Source organism: Serratia sp. BNK-12 (genome assembly GCF_047456085.1).
Lineage (GTDB): Bacteria > Pseudomonadota > Gammaproteobacteria > Enterobacterales > Enterobacteriaceae > Serratia > Serratia liquefaciens.
On record NZ_CP179896.1, the window covers coordinates 838,080 to 857,540 of the forward strand.

A 19,461-nucleotide genomic window follows, 5' to 3' on the forward strand; every position below is an offset into this window, starting at 1 on the left:
GGGATTCATGCAGCAGTTGTTACAGCTTGTTGAGCAGCACAAGGCCGGTAAACCGGTCGGGATCTTTTCCGTTTGTTCCGCTCACCCCTGGGTGCTTAAAGCGGCCCTGCGGCAGGCCAAAACGCGCGGCACGCCGGTACTGGTCGAGGCCACCTCGAATCAGGTCAATCAATTTGGCGGCTACACCGGCCAGACGGCGGAACAGTTCCGCGACGCCCTGTGGCAATTGGCGGACGAGGAAGGGTTGGCACGCGATCGTTTGTGGCTGGGAGGCGATCATCTCGGTCCCAACGCCTGGCAGGATCGGCCGGCAGAAGAAGCGATGCAGTTGGCGGAAACGCTGATCGACGATTATGTTCGCGCCGGTTTTCGCAAAATCCACCTCGATTGTTCCATGTCCTGCGCTAGCGATCCTTTCCCTCTAAATGATGAAACCGTCGCTGCCCGTGCGGCACGTTTGTGCGCCATTGCTGAACGCGCCTGGCAGCATAGCGGCGGTGAGCCGCCGGTGTATGTGATCGGGACCGAAGTGCCGGTGCCGGGCGGCGCACAGGAGGCGTTGGAAGGTATGCAGGTCACCACGCCACGGGCGGTGCAGCAAACGCTTGAAATCCATCGCCTGGCCTGGCAGCAAGCCGAACTGGTCGATGCCTGGACGCGAACCATTGCGCTGGTGGTGCAGCCGGGCGTTGAGTTTGATCATCACAGCGTGGAGCACTATCAACCGCAACGGGCCCATGAACTGAGCCGCTTTATCGAACGGCAGCCGGGCATGGTGTACGAGGCGCACTCGACGGATTACCAACCGCCGCAGGCCTATCGACAGCTGGTGGGCGATCATTTTGCCATCCTGAAAGTCGGCCCGGCACTGACTTTCGCACTGCGTGAAGCGCTGTTCGCACTGGATCACATTGAACGTGAATGGCTTGGTGAACATCAGTCGGCGCAGCTGTGCGCCACGCTGGAGCAGGTCATGCGCGAACAGCCACAGCAGTGGAGCCGTTACTACCATGGCAACCCTCATCAGCAGTATCTCGACCGCCACTACAGCCTGAGTGACCGGGTACGTTATTACTGGCCGCAACCACAGGTGCAGCAGGCGGTAGATAGCCTGATCGACAACTTGCGCCGCCATCCGGTGCCGTTAGCGCTGTTGAGCCAGTATCTGCCAGACCAGGCCCGCGCGCTGAATGCCGGGGAACTGAGCAACGACCCGCAGGATTGGGTAATGCATAAGGTGACGCAGGTGCTCGACGACTACCATGCCGCCTGTTATCCGGAGGTGCGTTGAAATGCCGAATATCTTGATGACTCGTATCGATAACCGACTGGTGCACGGCCAGGTGGGCGTCACCTGGACCAATACTCTGGGCGCCAATCTGGTGGTGGTGGCCAACGATGAAGCGGCAGCCGATCCTGTGCAGCAGAACCTGATGGATATGGTGGTGGCGGAAGGGGTGCAGACGCGCTACTTCACGCTGCAGAAAACCATCGACGTGATCCACAAGGCGGCGGATCGCCAGAAGATCTTTTTGGTATGCAAAACGCCGCAGGATGTTTTGCGGCTGGTGCAGGGCGGGGTGCCGATCCGCTTCGTGAACGTCGGCAACATGCATTTTGCCGAGGGGAAGCGTCAGGTGCATAAAACGGTCTCGCTGGATGAGAGCGACGTCGCCGCTTTTCGCGAACTGGCGGCGCTTGGCGTTGAATGCGAGGTACGCCGGGTGCCGGATGAAGCGGGTGAGGCGGTCGGCAAGCTGCTGTTCTGAGTTCGGGGGAAATCATGTTAACTGATGCGTTATTGATTGCACTGTTGGCCGGGTTGGCGGGGGTCGATCTGTTTGACGGACTGACCCACTTTCATCGCCCGGTGGTGCTGGGGCCGTTGGTCGGCCTGATTTTGGGGGATGTATACACAGGTCTGCTGGTGGGCGGTACGCTGGAATTGGTATGGATGGGCATGGTGCCGCTGGCGGGCGCCCAGCCGCCGAACGTGGTGATTGGTGGGGTGATCGGCACGGCGTTTGCCATCCTGACCAAGGCCGATCCCAAGGTGGCGATCGGCGTGGCCGTGCCGTTTTCTATCGCGGTGCAGGGCTGTATTACGCTGCTGTTTACCCTGTTTTCACCGATGATGCACCGCTGCGATCGGATGGTGAAAGAGCTGAACTGGCGCGGTATCGAACGGGTGAATTATCTCGGCATAAGCATCCTGTTCGCGTTCTATTTTGTCGTGGCTTTTTTGCCGATTTATTTCGGTGCCGATGCGGCCAGCGCCATGGTGCAAAAAGCACCGACCTGGCTGCTGGACGGCCTGGCGGTGGCGGGTGGCATGATGCCGGCGATCGGTTTCTCGCTGTTGATGAAAGTGATGATGAAAAAAACCTACGTGGCTTATTTTATCCTCGGCTTTATTTCCGTCACCTTCCTGAAACTGCCGATCCTGGCGGTGGCGCTGGGGGCACTGGCGATCGCACTGATCGATTTCTTTAACAGCCAACGAGCCGGGGCGGACACGCCCAAACCGTCCGTACAACAGGAGGATGCTGAAGATGGCATTTAATGATTCCGACGATCTGCTGGCGCAAAAAGCGGAACAGCGTATGGCGCAGGCCCTGGCGACCAGTCAGGTAGACCAGGACGATTATGTCGACAGCGAGCCGGCAGAGGCGCTGACCCGTGGCGATATCAACCGCATGGCATGGCGTTCCTTACTGCTGCAGGCGTCGTTCAACTACGAACGTATGCAGGCCGGTGGCTGGCTTTATCAGTTAATTCCAGGATTACGCAAGATCCATCGCAATCCGCAGGATCTGGCCAATTCGATGAAGATGCACATGGAGTTTATCAACGTGCACCCGTTCGACGTCACCTTCCTGTCCGGGCTGGTGCTGGCGATGGAACAGAACAAGGAGAAGATTTCTACCATTCGTGCGGTAAAAGTGGCGCTGATGGGGCCGCTGGGCGGCATTGGCGATGCGCTGTTCTGGCTGACGCTACTGCCGATCTGCGCCGGGATCGGCGCCTCGTTGGCGCTGGAAGGCAGCCTGTTCGGGCCGATCGTCTTCCTGCTGCTGTTTAACGTTTTTCACTTCGGCTTGCGGTTCGGGCTGGCGCATTATGGCTATCAGGCCGGCACCAGCGCCTTGGCGCTGCTGAAAACCCATACCCGACGAATATCACACGCCGCCTCGATTGTCGGCATGACGGTGATCGGCGCGCTGGTGGCTTCCTATGTCCATCTTTCCACCCCGTTGGTGATGCATGCCGGCAAGGCCAGTGTGGCGTTGCAGACCGACGTGCTGGACAAACTGATGCCCAATCTGTTGCCGCTGTGCTTTACGCTGCTGATTTTCTTCCTGATGAAGCGAGGGTTCTCGCCAGTGAAGCTGATTGGCGTGACGGTGGTGATTGGCGTCGTGGGCAAATTTATCGGTTTATTGTGAGGAAAGGGCGATGCCAGGCATTGTGATTACCGGCCACGGCAGCTTTGCCAGTGGCCTGCTGCAGGCGGTAGAACAGGTTGTGGGGCCGCAGCAAAATTGCGTCGCGGTCAATTTCCCGGAGCAGATGAGCACCGCTCAGTTAAGGGGCGCCCTTAATGCGGCGCTAACCGAAGTGGCGCAGGCGGACGGCGTGGTGTTTCTCACCGATATGCTCGGCGGATCGCCGTTCCGCTGTGCCAGCGAACTGGCGGACGAGCGCGGTGATTGCGAAGTGCTGACCGGGGTAAACATGCAGCTGGCAGCGGAAATGATGCTGGAACGCGATGGGCTAAGCCTGGATGAGTTTCGCGAAGTGGCGTTGGCGTGCGGCAAACGTGGGCTGACCAGCCTGTGGCACGAAAGGCGTCGGGTGAAATGCGAGGACGTTCAGGCCGATGGCATCTGAGTAAAGCCGGGCGCAACCGTACAGGCTGCGCCCGGGCACTTAGCCGGCAACCGGCAATGGGCTGAGTGCCATGCGTGCCGGTTGGCTTTCTTCCGCGCGGCTAAAGCGCCAGCAGCTCTGATGATACTTCGCCACGCTGTTGCGGTGCGCCACGCTAACCAGCGTCACATCCGGCAATTCATCCACCAACAGGCAGTACATCAGTTGCTCGGTCTCGTCGTCCAGCGCGCTGGTGGCTTCGTCGAGGAACAAAATGTCCGGGCGGGTCAGAATCGCACGGGCGAAGGCTAATCTCTGCTGTTCACCTGGAGACAGGCGTTGGCTCCAGTTGGCGCTGGTATCCAGCCAGCGCTGAAGGTGTTTAAGGCGGCAGTTATCCAGGGCTTTCAGCAGCTGTTCATCGCTGTACTCGGCGGCAAGATGCGGATAGCTCAGCGCCTCTCGCAGCGTACCGATCGGAATATAACTGCGTTGCGGCAGGAATAACGTACTGCTGGCGGCGTCGAGCCCAATCGCACCGGAACCATACGGCCAGATACCGGCAATGGCGCGCAACAGGGTTGATTTACCGCAGCCTGATGGGCCAACGATCAGCACCCGATCGCCACGTTTGAGCGTCATTGAGGTCGGCTCCAGTAAGCGTTGGCCATCCGGCAATTGCAGGCTGAGGCGGTCAAGGACCATCGGCTGTTCATTCTCCGGCTGCAATTGAATGCCTCGCTGTTGATGGTGCACCTGATCCACGGCGGCGTTAAAACCGGCCAGACGGTTAACGCAGGCTTTCCAGGTGGCCAGATCGGTAAAGGCATCGATAAACCAGGACAGAGCGCCCTGTACTTGCCCAAAAGCGGAGGCTATCTGCATCATTCCGCCCATTTGGATGGCGCCGGAAAAATAGCGTGGGGCGGCCACCAGTAGCGGAAAGACAATGGCGAATTGGCTGTAGAAATTGGAGGCAATATTGAGCCGCCGGGTGATGCGCATGATTGACCACCAGTTGGCACGGATGGCTTCAAAGCGCCCGCCCAACTGCTGTGCTTCATGCGGCTCGCCGTGATACAGCGCGATGGCATCATTATTTTCGCGGATGCGGATCAGCCCAAAACGAAAGTTCGCTTCATAGCGCTCCTGATTAAAACCCAGTTGTACCAAGGGTTTGCCGACCCACCAAATCAGCAGTGATCCCAGTCCGGCGTACAGCAGAGCGAACCACACCATATAGCCGGGTAGGGTAATAGCGTGCTGGCTGATGACAAAGGTAATAGGGCCACTGACATGCCACAGGATGGCGATAAAAGAAAACAGCGTCACCAGGCTGGACAGTAACCCCAACGAAAGCGACAGCGTGTATTGGGTCAGCACGTTGAGATCCTCGGCGATACGCTGGTCCGGGTTATCGACGATTTGCTGCTGTTCGGTATGGTAATACGCCTGATGCGCCAGCCATTTACCCATGAATTTTTCGGTCATCCAGCGCCGCCAGTGCATCTGCAGGCCCTGTGTCAGGTAAATTTTAAACACCGCCAATACGATGAAAATCAGCGCCAGATAGGTAAAGCGCCACAGCTGCGCCTTGAATACCGGGTAATTTTTATTTTGCAGCGCGTCGTAAAACACCTGGTTCCACTGGTTGATCAGCACGCTGATGTACACCAACCCCAGCGACAAGGCGATGATGGCGATCAGCATCGCCCAGGCCCGCAGTTTCTCCTCCGAGACCCAGAAGGGTTTAATCAGTTGCCAGACGGCGTTTTTGGGGGTGGGGATAGCGTTCATGGACCCTCGCAGGTTTAATCTTTTTTTCAGCATGGGCCGGGGACAGGTAACAAACAAACGTTGACTGTAAGCAGTTTTAACGCCGCTAACCGTTTGAAATATCGCGGCTGAATCGTCAGGGGTGATGCGGTGGCGGTTGGCGGTTATACTGGCGCCGAAATTTGGCTCGTTTACTGCGGAAAGGATAAGTGATGAAGACGTGGGTTCCCCTGCTGTTGGCCTATGGTGCGCTTGCCTGCGACCAGGCGATGGCGCAGATTGACGAGCCGGATATTGATGCCGATTGTCACAAGGTCGCAAGCTATGCCGAGTTGGGCAAAAATGCCTATCAGCGTGGCGATTACCCGCGAGCTGCCGATATTTTCCGCGATCAGGCCGCCTGGAGTGAGTTCTGCGGTTTGGACAGCCAGGCAACGGCCACTGCTTATAACAACGTAGCGCTGGCGCTGATACACGCGGGCGAGCTGCTTAAGGCGCGTGCCTATTTAGAATTGGCACCACAAGACAGCAAGTCCCAACATAATCTCAAGCTGTTGCAGGAGCGGCTGGCGAAACGAACGCCACTTACCGGGCCGGGCGGAGTGTATTGGCAATATGCCGGGCGTGGCGTCTGGAGCGAGGTTGAGATCAAGCCGCAAGATGGCCGCTGGCTGATCAGTTATTCCGGTTATTACATGCCGCAGATGGGGTTGTATTACGGGCCGAATATGGGGGAGTTCACTCAGACGTTGCCGATAGAGCACGGCAAAGCAGTATACCGTCAGCGGGAACCGGAAGATGTGATGGCGTGCGATGTGGCGATGCAGTTCGGTAGCGATGGTCTGGACATGCACACCGAGGGGGATTGTGGTTTCGGTTTTAACGTGCGTGCGGAAGGACACTTTGTACGGGTTGAATAATCAGCTCCGGGCATCCAATACTTTGAACACCCGGCAGCCGTAACAGGTATTAGGCCCAGGTAGCGGCGCCGCTCAATAACTCTTTCCAGGCCTCAACGTTGCCCAGATAGTTGCCCGCCGGGATCTGGCGCAGCTGGCCTTCGCTGTCTTGCAGAGCGAAAGTTGGGAACCCCTGGCCCTGAACCTTGGCAAGCAATGCCCGGCTTTGCGCGATGTGCTGCGCGGTTGGCGCACCGGCGTTAAACCGCATTTCGGCGATAAACGGAGCAGAGGGCAAGCCCAGCTCTTTTGCCAGCGCTTCCAGCACCGGCGTGTCGGCGATACGTCGACCTTCCTGGTAATGCGCTTCCTGAATGCGGTGCAGCATATCCAGCCCGCGTCCCGCCAGCGCTTGCGCTGCCAGTATGGCGGTAATCGGCGGCTCCGAGTCCATCACCGCGGTGGTATCACGCAACAATCCATTGAAATAAGCTTCGCCAAAGGGTTGGCCGGTTAACTCCGCAATGCGCTTGTCATGCGGGATCACATAATTGCGCCATTCATCCGTGATTTGGCGGCGGTTGTTGCCGGTCATCATACCGCCGGCGTGCAGGGCGATGGTTAGCCCTGGAATGGTTTTGGCCGCCTTCACCAGCGGGGCTGCGCCATAGCACCAGCCACACAGCGGATCGAAAATGTAGTGCAGAGTCGTACCGGTCATGTCTTTTCCTCGTTATACCCGCCGCCTTTGCGGCGGCTGGGTAGCAGTAGCGCCTTGGCCTGGGTGTTTCGGCGTGCTTATTGCGGCCACTTCATTTCGCCTTTCAGCACTTTGGCGCTCAGTTCCAGGCTGGATTCGTCTTTCAGATCCGGGTAATGCTTTTTCATTGCCGCCACCAGTGCTGCAGAATCTTTGGCTTTTGGCAGTTCAGCTTCCAGCGTGGTCAGGTAGTTCTGGGTAAAGGTGACGGACTTCAGCGTCTGGTCTGCCCCCGGCAGGAAATGGCCAGGGACCACGACTTCCGGTTTCAACGCTTTGATGCCTTCCAGCGTTTGCTGCCAGTGCGCGCGGGATTCAACGGTTTGGTTATCGGCAATCCACGGATGGATATTGTCGCCGGCTACCGGCACACCGCCCACTACCGCTTTCAGCGCTGGGATCCACACGTAGGTGCGTTCTGGCGTCGGGCCGGTCAGGCCTTTCACTTCCACTTTCTGGCCGTCTACGGTGAAGCTGTCACCCTGCAACGCCTGAGGCACCACCACCGCTTTCGGCGCGTTGTCCTTCAAGATTGGGCCCCAGTACGCCACTTTGCCGTCTTTGGTGGCATTGATTTCTTCGATGGTACCCGGTGACGCGATGATTTTAGCCTCAGGGAACGCGGCTTTAATGACGTCCAGACCAAAATAGAAATCCGGATCTGAATGGCTGATGTATACGGTGGTCAGCTTCTTGCCGGTCGCCTTGATCTTTTTCACCAGGGCTTCCGCGTCGTTACGCTGGAACTGGGCGTCGATCAGTGCGACTTCGTGTTTGCCGCTGATGATTTCGGAAGACACCGGGAACACGCTTTTCTCACCTGGGTTATACACTTCCATCGTCAGGGTGTTGGCGGCGGTAGCGAAGGTGCTTACTGTGGCGATGCCGGCAAAAGCCAGGGTCAACAATGATTTCTTAAACATGGGTAGAGGTCCTTGGGATGCGATTAATGTTGTATAGATGTTAGGTTGCATAAAGCGATAGAAAAACCGGATAATGAGCAACTATTCATTGCGTAAATCGGACGAATCATGGATCGCATTACCGCTGCTGAGGTTTTTATCACCATCGTCGACCGTGGCAGCATGATTGCCGCCGCGGAAACGTTGGAAATGTCGCGGGCGATGGTGACGCGTTATCTGGCTCAAATGGAGCAATGGGCCGGCGCGCGTTTACTGCATCGCACTACTCGTAAGCTTAGTCTGACTGACGCCGGTGAGCGCACGCTGGAACGCTGTCGACAGATGCTGGCGCTGGCGGGCGAAATCGATTTGGTCGAAGGGGAGCAGAGTGACGAGCTGCGTGGCCTGTTACGCATTACCTGTTCACAATCGTTGGGCCAGACGGCGCTGGTGGGCGCGGTGGCGCAGTACCTGAAACGCCATCCGCAGGTTGCAGTGGATCTGCAAATGAACAATCGCACGGTGAATCTGGTGGAGGAGCGTATCGATCTGGCGTTACGCATCACTAACGAATTGGATCCCAATCTCATCGCCCGGCCATTATCCTCCTGTGCTTCCGTGGTCTGCGCTTCCCCGGCCTATCTGGCGGCGCACGGCACGCCGCGTCATCCGCAGGATTTGGCGCTGCATAACTGCCTGACTTATTCCTACTTCGGTAAGAGCCTGTGGCATTTTGACCTTCAGGGTGTGAAATCGGCGGTCGCGGTCAGCGGCAACCTGAGCGCCAACGAATCGGTGGTGTTGATGGCAGGCACGGTACAAGGCGCGGGTATTTCCATGCAGCCTTACTATTCTGCAGCCCCTTTACTGGCCAGTGGCGAACTGATTGAGCTGATGCCGGATTATCGGCCCCAGTCGATGGGGATTTACGGTATCTATACCTCACGCCGCCAGATGCCTGCGACATTGCGCACCATGTTGGACTTTTTGGTGGAGTGGTTTGCCCACGATCCGGATTGGCAGGCAACGCTGCGCTGATAGCGTTAATACACGGGTAACATTTTTACACATTTTTCATCATCAGCGCATTCAACCAGTTAGCGAGCCAGGCATGGCTTTTTGTGCGCAGCGGCCGTTTTGCCACTGGTTTTTACGCGGGATTGCGTGCTATTTCTGTAACGTGAAAAGCGTGAATAAGACTTAATAATTATAGGGTTAAGCAGTTAAACCCGCTCTTTGAACACCCTCTCTGACCCTTTTTCGCGGGCAGCCTGCCGGGCTGCCCGTCAATTTTATGTGTTTTTACCGGCCCCGAGTGCCTGACACCGGGGCTTTGTTGACTGGGAGCTTTCCGCATGCCTGTTTCTCTGCTCGCACTGGCATTAAGTGCATTCGCTATCGGCACCACCGAGTTTGTGATCATGGGGTTGCTGCCTGAAGTGGCGGGAGATCTGCAGGTCTCCATTCCTTCTGCTGGCTGGCTGATCAGCGGCTATGCCCTTGGCGTGGCTATCGGTGCACCCATCATGGCCTTGCTGACCGCGAAGCTGCCGCGTAAAAAAACGCTGTTGCTGCTGATGGTGATTTTCATCTTCGGCAATATTATGTGCGCCCTGGGGTACAGCTATGACTTCCTGATGCTGGCGCGCATTATCACCGCTTTGTGCCACGGTGCCTTCTTCGGTATTGGCGCGGTGGTTGCGGCCAATCTGGTGCCGCCAAACCGCCGGGCTTCTGCCGTGGCATTGATGTTCACCGGCCTGACGCTGGCAAACGTGCTCGGCGTGCCGCTGGGTACCGCACTGGGTCAGGCGCTGGGTTGGCGTTCGACGTTCTGGGCGGTGGCGGTCATTGGCGTACTCTCTCTGTTGGCGCTGTACAGCAAGCTGCCCAGCGTGAAGGACGAGGCCCCGACGGATCTGAAAAAAGAGCTGGCGGCGTTGCGCGGCGGCGGTATTTGGCTGTCATTGCTGATGACCGTGGCCTTTGCCGCATCGATGTTCGCGCTGTTTACTTATATTGCCCCGTTACTGACCGAGGTGACGGGTGTTTCTTCCCATGGCGTCAGTTGGACGCTGTTGCTGATGGGGGTTGGTCTGACGCTGGGCAACATCCTGGGTGGACGTTTGGCGGACTGGCGCTTGCCGTTGACGCTGACCTGTACGTTCCTGGTGATCGCCTGCTTTGCGGCATTGTTCAGTTGGACCAGCCATTCGATGGTACCGGCTGAAATTACCCTGTTCCTGTGGGCCGCTGCGGCGTTCGCCGCCGTACCGGCGCTGCAAATCAACGTGGTGACCTACGGTAAAAAGGCTCCCAATCTGGTGTCCACGCTGAACATCGCCGCGTTCAACGTCGGTAATGCGATTGGTGCCTGGGTCGGCGGTGTCGTGATAGCGCAGGGGTTGGGCTTGACCAGCGTACCGCTGGCCGCTGCGGGGATCGCGTTGCTGGGTCTGGTACTGTGTCTGGTGACGTTCAGCCGCGCCAAGCGCCCGGCTAGCGCGTAATCACGGCGGCCAGACGGGCGGGCAGCGTTTGTGCCTGTTGCTGTAAATGTTGAGTAAAGGCCGTGACCAGCGCCGACGACGGGCGATGCAGCGGCCGGATCAGGCTAACGGTAAAGGGCACGTCAACGCTGAATGGCCGTATATGCACACCGTTGTTGGCGTAGTCCAACGCCGTTAGCGGATTGACTATCGATACCCCCACGCCAGCTTTGACCATGGCGCAGACCGACGCTGCGCTGTGGGTTTCCATCACCAGCCGGCGGTTAACCCCTTCCTCACTGAACAGCGAATCCAGCAGTTGGCGATAGCTGTCGGTGTTCGACAGGCTGATAAAGTTTTGTCCGGCAAAATCCTGCGGCGTCAGCCGCTTTTTCGCCAGCAGCGGATGCCCGGCCGGCAAGACACACACTTCGTTCAGCGTCATCAAGGTCATTCGCTCGGTGCCCGCCGGAGTCAGGGTATTTTCCGTCAGGCCCAAATCGTGGCGCTGCGCCGATAACCACTCTTCCAGCAACGGTGATTCCTGCGGTATCACGCTGAAGCTGACCTCCGGATAGCGATCGATAAAGGGTTTGCACACCGCCGGCAGCAGCGATTGTGAAAATACCGGCAGGCAGGCAATCGAAAGCTGCGCCTGCTGGAACTGGCGGATACCGGCGGCGGCATTGACGATGCGATCAAGGCCGTAATAGGAACGTTGAACCTCTTCCAACAACCTCAGGCCCTGTACCGTGGGGGATAACCGCCCGCGTACCCGTTCGAACAACTGCAGTTGGATCAGTTTCTCGAAGCGCGCCAGCTCGCGGCTGACGGTGGGTTGCGAGGTCTGTAGCAGCGCGGCGGCTTCGGTCAGATTGCCGGTCGTCATCACCGCATAGAAGATTTCAATCTGGCGCAGGGTTATCGCGTGCATCGGCTGATTCCATCATGAGCAAAGCCATATCATAAATGAATAGACTCTGGCTAAATAGATATTTTCCACCCGAGAAAGAGTGCGGCAATATTGTGGGCATACCATTTTCGAACCGGGAACATCACTATGCCACGCGCTTTGCACGACACTTCTACCGCTCTTAACGCCGCTAACCTATTGGCGCTGCCTCAGCGCTTTGGTTGCCCTGTGTGGGCCTATGACGCAGCGATTATCAGCGAGCGCATCAGCCAATTGCGGCATTTTGACGTGATCCGTTTTGCCCAGAAGGCCTGCTCGAATATTCATATTTTGCGCCTGATGCGTGAGCAGGGCGTCAAGGTGGACTCGGTGTCGTTAGGCGAGATTGAGCGTGCATTGCAGGCCGGTTTTCAGCCGGGTGGCGAACCAAGCGAAATCGTGTTTACCGCCGATGTGCTCGATCACGCGACTCTGGCGCGCGTCAGCGAATTGAAAATCCCGGTCAACGTCGGTTCGATCGACATGCTGGAACAGCTGGGGCAGGTCTCTGACGGGCATCCGGTGTGGCTGCGCATCAATCCAGGTTTCGGTCACGGCCATAGCCAGAAAACCAACACCGGCGGTGAGAACAGCAAGCACGGTATTTGGTATGCCGACTTACCGCAGGCGGTGGAAAAAATTCAGCAATACGGTCTGAAGCTGATTGGCGTGCATATGCATATAGGGTCGGGGGTGGACTACCAGCATCTGGAGCGCGTGTGTGACGCCATGGTGCAACAGGTGATCGACCTCGGCCAGGACATCAGTGCGATTTCTGCCGGAGGCGGGCTGTCGATCCCCTATCAGTACGGCGAAGAGGCGATCGATACCGAACACTATTTTGGTTTGTGGAACAGCGCCCGCGAGCGTATTGCCGCACATTTGGGTCATCCGGTGAAGCTGGAGATCGAACCGGGCCGTTTCCTGATGGCGGAAGCCGGTGTGCTGGTCGCCGAGGTGCGCGCAGTGAAAGACATGGGCAGCCGGCACTTTGTGCTGGTGGATGCCGGTTTTAATGATTTGATGCGTCCGGCAATGTACGGCAGCTATCACCACATATCCCTGCTGCCGGCCGACGGTCGTGATACCGCACACCAGCCACTGCGTGAAACCGTGATTGCCGGACCGCTGTGTGAATCCGGAGACGTCTTTACTCAGCAGGCCGGGGGCGGTATTGAAACCCGCAAGCTGCCGCCGGTGCAGGTTGGCGATTATCTGGTGTTCCATGACACCGGTGCTTATGGCGCGTCTATGTCTTCAAACTACAATAGCCGCCCGCTGCTGCCGGAAGTGCTGTTTGAGAACGGTGAACCGCGCCTGATCCGTCGTCGCCAGACCATCGAAGAGCTGATTGCGCTGGAAATGATCTGATGCTTTTGGGCGCAGTTTGCTGCGCCCATTTTACAGCGTCATCCGTCGATGCTGGCCGTTCGGGAGCTGAACTTCCAGCGATAGCGTTCCCCCCATGGCTTCGATATAGCGTTTGAGTGAAGAGAGTTTAATTTCGCTGCCGCGTTTTTCCAGGTTGGCGACCGAAGGTTGGCTGATACCAAGCCGCTTGGCCAGTTCCACCTGAGACACCGCCAGTTCTTCCCGAAGCATTGCCAGCCGCAGTTCAAAAATTTCTTTGTCCGCTTTCTGTTGCGCAGCTTCAACTACGGTGGGATCGAGTCTGTCGATCAGATCTGATAAGGGTTTGGCCATTTACGTTACCTCTGGGTTGCCAAGTAATGTGAAAACTCTCTGATGGCGATCGGCAACATTTGTTGATAGAAGCGTTTATTACCGGTTTTATCGCCACCGCAAAGCAGGACCGCTTGTCGTTGCGGATCGAAGGCGAAGAAAATCCGAAACGGCCGACCGCGATGCTGAATACGTAACTCTTTCAGATGCTGTATTTGGTTTTTGTGATTCAGCGTGTCGGCATGAGGACGCGCCAACAAGGGGCCGAATTCCTGCAGTTTGAATATTCCTACCAGCACGCTTTTTTGTTGATCGCTGTTTAATGATAAAAACCAGTTGTCGAATCGTTCGACGGTCACGATCTGCCACATGTCAAACTCCGAATATAGCTTTTAAGCTATATAGTGTAAAGGTTATTGTCTTGACAATATGCGGATTGGTGGCAGGGAAGGGAAATTGGCGTTGAAGAAATACGGCGCTGTACGCAATCTGCGACAGCGCCCGGAGGGATCAGTCGGCGTAAGGCCCGGGGAGCACCGATTCACGCAGCCGCAGTTCGCCGGTGAACGGGGTGAGTGGCTGTGTGTCTTCCCCATTGATCAGGCGAAAAGCCTGGCTGATGGCGGCTTCGATCATCACGTCGATCGGCAGATACACGGTAGATAGTGCAGGTTGCAAATAGGCGGCGCTGGGCTCGTCGTCAAAGCCGAACAGTGAGACATCCTGCGGCAGGCGTTTACCCGCATCGTGCAGCGCCTTCATCGCGCCGACCGCCATGTCGTCGTTGCAGGCGAACAGCGCGCTGAAATCGATATGCTCGGCCAGCAAACGCCGGGTGCCCTGATATCCGCTTTGCACGCTGCTGTCACCGTAGGCCACGCGGGCTTCATTGAAGGCAATATGGTGCTGCTCTAACGCTTGTTGATAACCTGCCAGCCGCGCCTGTGCTGTTGGCGTGGCGATGGGGCCGGTAATGCAGGCGATCTCGCGATGCCCCTGCCGAATCAGATACTCCACCGCATGGAAGGCCGCCTTTTGCTGTTCGAAGAACACGCAGCGTGCGCGCGCCTGTGGCAGATCCCGGTTGATCACCATAATCGGCACCGGCAGGCTGTCCAGCAGCTTCATCAGCGCAGTTTCTGACATGAAACGGGTATACAGGATGATGGCATCACAGCGGCGATCCGCCAGCAGCTGTACCGCCTGCAGTTCATCTTCCGGCGTGTCGTGGCCGTCGGTCACAATCAGATGTTTGCCGCTGGCCTCGATCAGCTTGGCTGCGCGACGAAGCAGGCGTCCGAAGTAGGGGCCGTCGAAATTGGACACTACCAGGCCAATGCTGTTGGAGCTTTTGTTTGCCAGCGATTGGGCGAGGAAGTTCGGGCGGTAACCCAAATCATCCATGGCCTTGAACACCGCATCGCGGGTGCTCTTTTTCACCTGGCCGGTGCCATTTAACACGCGTGAAACCGTGGCTTTGGATACCCCCGCGCGAATGGAAACATCCAACATGGTGATCATCAGTGGCTTACCCCTTTCAACATCCGCAGTGGCAAATAACGCTCAGTCTAGCATAGGCTTACCCCTTGGCTGCGTGGGATTTTTCCGCCGGGATTGTGTTGTGGCGCAACGTCCGTAGACTGATGCCAGACAATGGGAAAAGAGAGAAGAGATGACTGAGATTAGGCTTCTGGCGGATTATCCACAGCATCGCGGTCAGGTGATTGATTGGCTGTGGCAGGCGTTTGGCAGCGAAAGCAGCCGGGCATTTTTCGCCAGCGTGGTGGACAGCGGGCTGTGCGGAGCCGATTTGCCCATTACTTTTATCGCCCTGCAGGACGATAAAGTGGTTGGCACCGTCGGCTTATGGCGCTGCGACTTGATCAGCCGGCAGGATCTGACGCCCTGGCTGGCGGCGCTGTATGTCGACGAAAGCCAGCGCGGCAGCGGTCTGGGGCTGCGGTTGCAGCAGCATGTGCAAGACTACGCCCGACGCACCGGCTTCAGTGAGCTTTATCTCTACAGTGACTTTAGCGGCTATTATGAGCGCCATGGTTGGCGCTACATTGGCGATGCGCTGGATTACCCCGATCGCCCGGTGCGGCTGTATCACCGGGAGTTGATCTAGTTCTGCTCGTAAACGTTATTGATGCTGGCCACCGAATGGCGGCGCACCAGCGTCGGGCTGAACATGTTGGTGATCTCCGGCAGCGGCTGATTGTTGGCCAGTGCCAGCGCCAGTTCGGCCGCCTGGGTCGCCATGGCCACCACCGGATAGCGAATAGTGGTCAGACGCGGCCGCAGGTAGCGTGAAATCAGCACGTCATCGAAACCAATCAGCGACATCTGCCCCGGCACATCCACGCTGTTGTCGCTCAGTACCGAAAGGGCACCGGCGGCCATTGAGTCGTTGTAGCAGGTGACCGCGGTGAAGTTTTTACCGCGCCCGAGCAGCTCGGTCATCGCCTGTTCGCCGCCAATCTCGTCTGGCTCGCCGTAGGCAATCAGTTTTTCATCTACCGCAATGCCGTGCTCCTGCAATGCATCGAGATAGCCCTGCAGACGGTCCGCCGCGTCGGAAATTTGGTGGGTGGAGCAGATGATGGCAATACGCTGGTGCCCCTGTTGGATCAGGTGGCGGGTCGCCAGCCAGGCACCGTAGCGATCGTCGAGCGCCACGCAGCGCGATTCAAACCCCGGCAGCGTGCGGTTAATCAGCACCATGCCCGGGATCTGCTGCATCCACCCGCTTAACTCACGGTCGGTCAGCTTTTTGGCATGTACCACCAGCGCGGCACAACGGTGGCGTACCAGCTGTTCAATCGCCTGACGCTCTTTTTCTGCCTCGTGGTAACCGTTGCCAATCAGCAGGAAATTGTGGGTGGCGTAGGCCACCTGTTCCACGGCCTTGACCATGGCACCAAAGAAAGGATCGGAGACGTCGGAAACGATCAGCCCGAGAGTTTCGGTCGATTGCTGCGCCAGCGCGCGGGCATTGGCGTTTGGGTGATACTGCAGTTGTTCCATCGCAGCCAGCACGGCGGTGCGTGAGCCTTCGCTGGCCTTGGGAGAATTGTTTATTACGCGGGATACCGTGGCCACGGAAACACCCGCCAGCCTGGCAACATCCTTTATGGTAGCCATATCTGTCATACATCCTGGGTAATCGCTTACATCCCTCAGTCTTGCGGAAAAAGCCCGGGGCTGCAAGCGCTGGCGATCGTAACTTGTGGCGGCTGTTGCAGATATGGGCAATTTACCCCGAGCTTAGACCTGTGCCGCTCAGTGATAGAGCCATTTGTGCTTTGGCGCTGCGCATCGGCTAATGCTATTTTTGGGCATCCATTCTTGGCTGAGAACACCATGTCGATTAAACGCTATCCGCAACTCGCTCACTGGGGCGCCTATACCGCCGTGGTTGAAGACGGCAGGCTTATCCGTTGTGAGCCGTTTGCCGACGATCCGGATCCTTCCCCAATGCTCGACTCCATCGCGCCGATGGCCTATTCCGACAAGCGCATCCGCAAGCCGTCCGTGCGCCGTTCCTGGCTGCAAAAGCGTGAAGGCAGCGACCGTACGCTACGTGGCCGCGAGGATTTTGTCGAAGTGGATTGGGAGCTGGCGCTCGACCTGGTGGCGGAAGAAAACCGGCGCGTGCGCGATCGCTACGGCCCCTCCGGCTTGTTTACCGGTTCCTATGGCTGGTCATCTGCCGGGCGCCTGCACCACGCTCGTTCGCTGGTGCGCCGTTTTTATTTTGCTGGCGGCGGCGGTGTCGATCAGTTGGGCAACTACAGCTGGGGAGCGGCCCAGTTTTTCCTGCCGTATGTGATCGGCACTTTCACACCATTGACCGGCCGTGTCACCAGCTGGCCCAGCGTGGTTGAGCACTGCGAGCTGTTTGTGGCCTTCGGTGGCCTGGCGTTGAAAAATGCCCAGGTCTCTTCCGGCGGTGCGGCGGAGCACTCGCTCAAACCCTGGCTGCAAAAGCTGGTGAAAAAAGGCACTCCGGTGATCAACATCAGCCCGATGCGTGATGACTGCCCGGAATTTGTTAATGCCGAATGGATCCCAATTCGCCCGAATACCGACGTGGCGCTGATGCTGGCACTGGCGTATGAAATCCAGCGCCGTGGCGCTCAGGATGAAGCTTTCCTCTATAGCCACTGCACCGGCTATAGCCAGTTGGCGGATTATCTGCGCGGCACCGACGACGGCGTGGCAAAAACGCCCGAATGGGCCAGTGTCATCACCGGCATTCCGGCGGCGCGTATCGGTTTGCTGGCGCAGCAACTGATCGGCGTGCGCAGTTTTATCACCTGTTCCTATTCGGTTCAGCGTGCCCATCGCGGTGAACAACCCTACTGGATGATGATTGCCTTGTCGGCGATGCTCGGCCAGGTGGGGCTGCCGGGGGGCGGTTTCTCCTTTGGTCACGGCTCGATGAACGGGGTCGGCAACCCGCGGGTGGATACGCCGGGACCCATGATGCCGGTCGGCGCCAACCCTTGCGGGCTGGCCATCCCGGTGGCGCGTATCTGCGACATGCTGTTGCAACCCGGCGGCTCCTATCAGTTCCGTGGCGAGATGCACCAGTATCCGGATATTCATTTGGTGCACTGGGCCGGCGGCAACCCGTTCCATCATCACCAGCAGCTAAACCGGCTGGTGGAAGGCTGGCAAAAACCGGATACGGTGATAGTGCAGGATATCTGGTGGACGCCGGCGGCCAAGATGGCGGACATCGTGTTGCCGGTTACCACCTCGCTGGAACGTAACGATATCGGCGGTTCATCGCGCGATCGCTACGTATTGGCGATGCATCAGGCCATTGCGCCACAGCATCAGGCACGTAACGACTTTGATATTTTTGCCGATCTGGCGGAGCGGCTCGGTTACCGTGAGCAGTTCACCGAAAACCGCGACGAGCGGGCCTGGATCGAATCTATCTATCAACAATGCGGCCAGGCGCAGGCGGGGACCGGCGTAGAATGGCCCGAGTTTGAGGATTTTTGGCGCAAAGGCTACGTCGAGCTGCCGGCACCGGCGAAAGAATTCGTGTTCTTCGACGATTTTCGTGCCGATCCGCAGGCCCATCCGCTGCAAACGCCGAGCGGCAAGATTGAGTTGTTCAGCGAGAAAATCGCCGGTTATCGCTATGCCGATTTTGCCCCGCATCCGCAGTGGCAGCCGCCAGTCGAGTGGCTGGGGGCACCGGAGGCCAAAAAGTGGCCATTGCACCTGATATCCATCCAACCGAGCGATCGCCTGCACAGCCAAATGGATCCGGCGCCGCTGGCGCAGGGCAATAAAACGGCCGGGCGCGAAACGCTGTATATGCACCCGGAAGATGCAGCCAGGCGCGGCATTGCCGAGGGGGCGGAGGTACAGGTCAGCAACGCGCGTGGCAATTGCCTGGCAGGCGTAGCGATCACCGATGGCGTCACCCAGGGCGTAGTGCTGATGGCAACCGGCGCCTGGTTTGATCCAGGTTTTGGTGCCGAGCGCCTGCAGGTGGAACAGTCCGGCAACCCGAACGTGTTAACGCTGGATATCGGTACCTCGCCATTGACTCAAGGGCCGAACGCCATGAGCTGCCTGGTAGAAGTGAGCGTACGATAAACATCCAGCCCCACGGCAAGGCGAGCTCGCTGTGGCTTGAAAGGCCGTGGGGATACACCGCTGGTTACACTTTGCGCCCTAATGTTTCGATTGGCCGCTGGCTGGTTTTCGGCTCAACGGGGTAAATTAAACGTCCCAGAGGTATTGATTGGTGAGTTTCAGCAACTTGTTTGTTGAGCCCATATTAATTTGCACCAACCTACGCAGATGCGTAGGTTTTTTTTTGCCCGATCCCCCTCCGTCCCGCCTGCGTAAAATCTGATTTTGTATTTTTATTCCGCAGGACTATTTACATTTCATTGAGTTATTTCAGTACATCGCGGGAAATTTACAGCTGGTTGCATTTAGAGCAAAACTCTTGCGATTGATCGGTAGTTTCTTAATCGCCACCTCTCTAGAGTAGGTGATCCCAGAGGTATTGATTGGTGAGAAATCAGCATACTCTGTATGTTGAAGCCATTTTCAATTGCACCAACCTACGCGGATGCGTAGGTTTTTTTTTGCCTGC

19 protein-coding genes are annotated in these 19,461 nt (G+C 57.6%); 11 read left to right on the top strand and 8 right to left on the bottom strand.

Translation table 11 applies throughout. The annotated features are described in order from the left end of the window. Positions 1 to 7: 7 nt before the first annotated feature. The 5 genes from ACMGG1_RS03760 to agaF are packed head-to-tail and all read left to right on the top strand — an operon-like array spanning position 8 to position 3,891. A complete protein-coding gene (locus ACMGG1_RS03760) occupies positions 8 to 1,291 on the top strand; it encodes a D-tagatose-bisphosphate aldolase, class II, non-catalytic subunit (protein ID WP_414161158.1) in 1,284 nt (427 codons plus the stop codon). A gap of 1 nt (position 1,292) precedes the next feature. After that, complete coding sequence (gene agaV / locus ACMGG1_RS03765) at positions 1,293 to 1,769, top strand: PTS N-acetylgalactosamine transporter subunit IIB (protein ID WP_044553202.1); 477 nt, start codon at positions 1,293 to 1,295, stop codon at positions 1,767 to 1,769. Positions 1,770 to 1,783: 14 nt separating this feature from the next. Beyond that, positions 1,784 to 2,563 (top strand): PTS N-acetylgalactosamine transporter subunit IIC, encoded by a 780-nt coding sequence (gene agaW / locus ACMGG1_RS03770; RefSeq protein ID WP_142814503.1) that lies wholly within the window; start codon positions 1,784 to 1,786, stop codon positions 2,561 to 2,563. Continuing rightward, positions 2,553 to 3,446 (top strand): PTS system mannose/fructose/sorbose family transporter subunit IID, encoded by an 894-nt coding sequence (locus tag ACMGG1_RS03775; protein ID WP_046372743.1) that lies wholly within the window; start codon positions 2,553 to 2,555, stop codon positions 3,444 to 3,446. The genes agaW and ACMGG1_RS03775 overlap by 11 nt, the downstream gene beginning before the upstream one ends. Before the next feature lie 10 nt (positions 3,447 to 3,456). Further along, positions 3,457 to 3,891 carry a PTS galactosamine/N-acetylgalactosamine transporter subunit IIA gene (gene agaF, locus ACMGG1_RS03780; RefSeq protein WP_020828420.1) on the top strand — a complete coding sequence of 145 codons (435 nt, stop codon included), beginning with the start codon at positions 3,457 to 3,459 and terminating at the stop codon, positions 3,889 to 3,891. 39 nt (positions 3,892 to 3,930) lie between these two features. On the opposite strand, the gene ACMGG1_RS03785 is transcribed toward agaF, so the two are convergent. Then, positions 3,931 to 5,667 carry an ABC transporter ATP-binding protein/permease gene (locus ACMGG1_RS03785; RefSeq protein ID WP_046372744.1) on the bottom strand — a complete coding sequence of 579 codons (1,737 nt, stop codon included), beginning with the start codon at positions 5,665 to 5,667 and terminating at the stop codon, positions 3,931 to 3,933. A gap of 191 nt (positions 5,668 to 5,858) precedes the next feature. Between ACMGG1_RS03785 and ACMGG1_RS03790 the strand changes: the two genes are divergently transcribed. Further along, positions 5,859 to 6,566 carry a tetratricopeptide repeat protein gene (locus ACMGG1_RS03790; RefSeq protein ID WP_414161159.1) on the top strand — a complete coding sequence of 236 codons (708 nt, stop codon included), beginning with the start codon at positions 5,859 to 5,861 and terminating at the stop codon, positions 6,564 to 6,566. Positions 6,567 to 6,615: 49 nt separating this feature from the next. Here ACMGG1_RS03790 and ACMGG1_RS03795 read toward each other — a convergent pair whose 3' ends face one another. Then, the gene (locus ACMGG1_RS03795; protein ID WP_116691837.1) at positions 6,616 to 7,266 is read right to left on the bottom strand and encodes a DsbA family protein; all 651 of its coding nucleotides are present in this window, start codon (positions 7,264 to 7,266) and stop codon (positions 6,616 to 6,618) included. Between the two features lie 77 nt (positions 7,267 to 7,343). Next, the gene (locus tag ACMGG1_RS03800) at positions 7,344 to 8,228 is read right to left on the bottom strand and encodes an MBL fold metallo-hydrolase (RefSeq protein WP_020828416.1); all 885 of its coding nucleotides are present in this window, start codon (positions 8,226 to 8,228) and stop codon (positions 7,344 to 7,346) included. 108 nt (positions 8,229 to 8,336) lie between these two features. On the opposite strand from ACMGG1_RS03800, the gene ACMGG1_RS03805 reads away from it, so the two are divergent. Then, the gene (locus ACMGG1_RS03805; protein ID WP_020828415.1) at positions 8,337 to 9,245 is read left to right on the top strand and encodes a LysR family transcriptional regulator; all 909 of its coding nucleotides are present in this window, start codon (positions 8,337 to 8,339) and stop codon (positions 9,243 to 9,245) included. 317 nt (positions 9,246 to 9,562) lie between these two features. Then, positions 9,563 to 10,717: an MFS transporter gene (locus ACMGG1_RS03810; protein WP_046372746.1), complete on the top strand. Its 1,155-nt coding sequence runs from the start codon at positions 9,563 to 9,565 to the stop codon at positions 10,715 to 10,717. Here ACMGG1_RS03810 and ACMGG1_RS03815 read toward each other — a convergent pair. Further along, positions 10,707 to 11,630, bottom strand: a complete 924-nt coding sequence (locus ACMGG1_RS03815) for a LysR family transcriptional regulator (protein WP_046372747.1) — start codon at positions 11,628 to 11,630, stop codon at positions 10,707 to 10,709. The two genes, ACMGG1_RS03810 and ACMGG1_RS03815, sit on opposite strands and share 11 nt — an antisense overlap. A gap of 126 nt (positions 11,631 to 11,756) precedes the next feature. Between ACMGG1_RS03815 and lysA the strand changes: the two genes are divergently transcribed. Beyond that, positions 11,757 to 13,019, top strand: a complete 1,263-nt coding sequence (gene lysA, locus ACMGG1_RS03820) for a diaminopimelate decarboxylase (RefSeq protein WP_414161160.1) — start codon at positions 11,757 to 11,759, stop codon at positions 13,017 to 13,019. 30 nt (positions 13,020 to 13,049) lie between these two features. Here lysA and ACMGG1_RS03825 read toward each other — a convergent pair whose 3' ends face one another. The 3 genes from ACMGG1_RS03825 to ACMGG1_RS03835 all read right to left on the bottom strand — a co-directional run bounded on the left by ACMGG1_RS03825 (position 13,050) and on the right by ACMGG1_RS03835 (position 14,852). Then, positions 13,050 to 13,352: a helix-turn-helix domain-containing protein gene (locus ACMGG1_RS03825; RefSeq protein ID WP_020828411.1), complete on the bottom strand. Its 303-nt coding sequence runs from the start codon at positions 13,350 to 13,352 to the stop codon at positions 13,050 to 13,052. A 5-nt stretch (positions 13,353 to 13,357) separates the two neighbouring features. Next, the gene (locus ACMGG1_RS03830; protein ID WP_174574707.1) at positions 13,358 to 13,702 is read right to left on the bottom strand and encodes a type II toxin-antitoxin system RelE/ParE family toxin; all 345 of its coding nucleotides are present in this window, start codon (positions 13,700 to 13,702) and stop codon (positions 13,358 to 13,360) included. Between the two features lie 139 nt (positions 13,703 to 13,841). Beyond that, positions 13,842 to 14,852, bottom strand: a complete 1,011-nt coding sequence (locus ACMGG1_RS03835) for a LacI family DNA-binding transcriptional regulator (protein WP_414161161.1) — start codon at positions 14,850 to 14,852, stop codon at positions 13,842 to 13,844. A 151-nt stretch (positions 14,853 to 15,003) separates the two neighbouring features. Here ACMGG1_RS03835 and ACMGG1_RS03840 point away from each other — a divergent pair, with 151 nt between their 5' ends. Beyond that, a complete protein-coding gene (locus ACMGG1_RS03840) occupies positions 15,004 to 15,459 on the top strand; it encodes a GNAT family N-acetyltransferase (RefSeq protein ID WP_046372750.1) in 456 nt (151 codons plus the stop codon). Here the strand turns inward: ACMGG1_RS03840 and galR are convergent. Then, on the bottom strand, positions 15,456 to 16,475 hold the full coding sequence (gene galR / locus ACMGG1_RS03845) for an HTH-type transcriptional regulator GalR (protein WP_020828407.1): 1,020 nt from the start codon (positions 16,473 to 16,475) through the stop codon (positions 15,456 to 15,458). The genes ACMGG1_RS03840 and galR overlap by 4 nt on opposite strands. Positions 16,476 to 16,694: 219 nt before the next feature. On the opposite strand from galR, the gene ACMGG1_RS03850 reads away from it, so the two are divergent. Beyond that, complete coding sequence (locus ACMGG1_RS03850) at positions 16,695 to 18,953, top strand: molybdopterin guanine dinucleotide-containing S/N-oxide reductase (RefSeq protein ID WP_414161162.1); 2,259 nt, start codon at positions 16,695 to 16,697, stop codon at positions 18,951 to 18,953. Positions 18,954 to 19,461 lie beyond the last annotated feature (508 nt).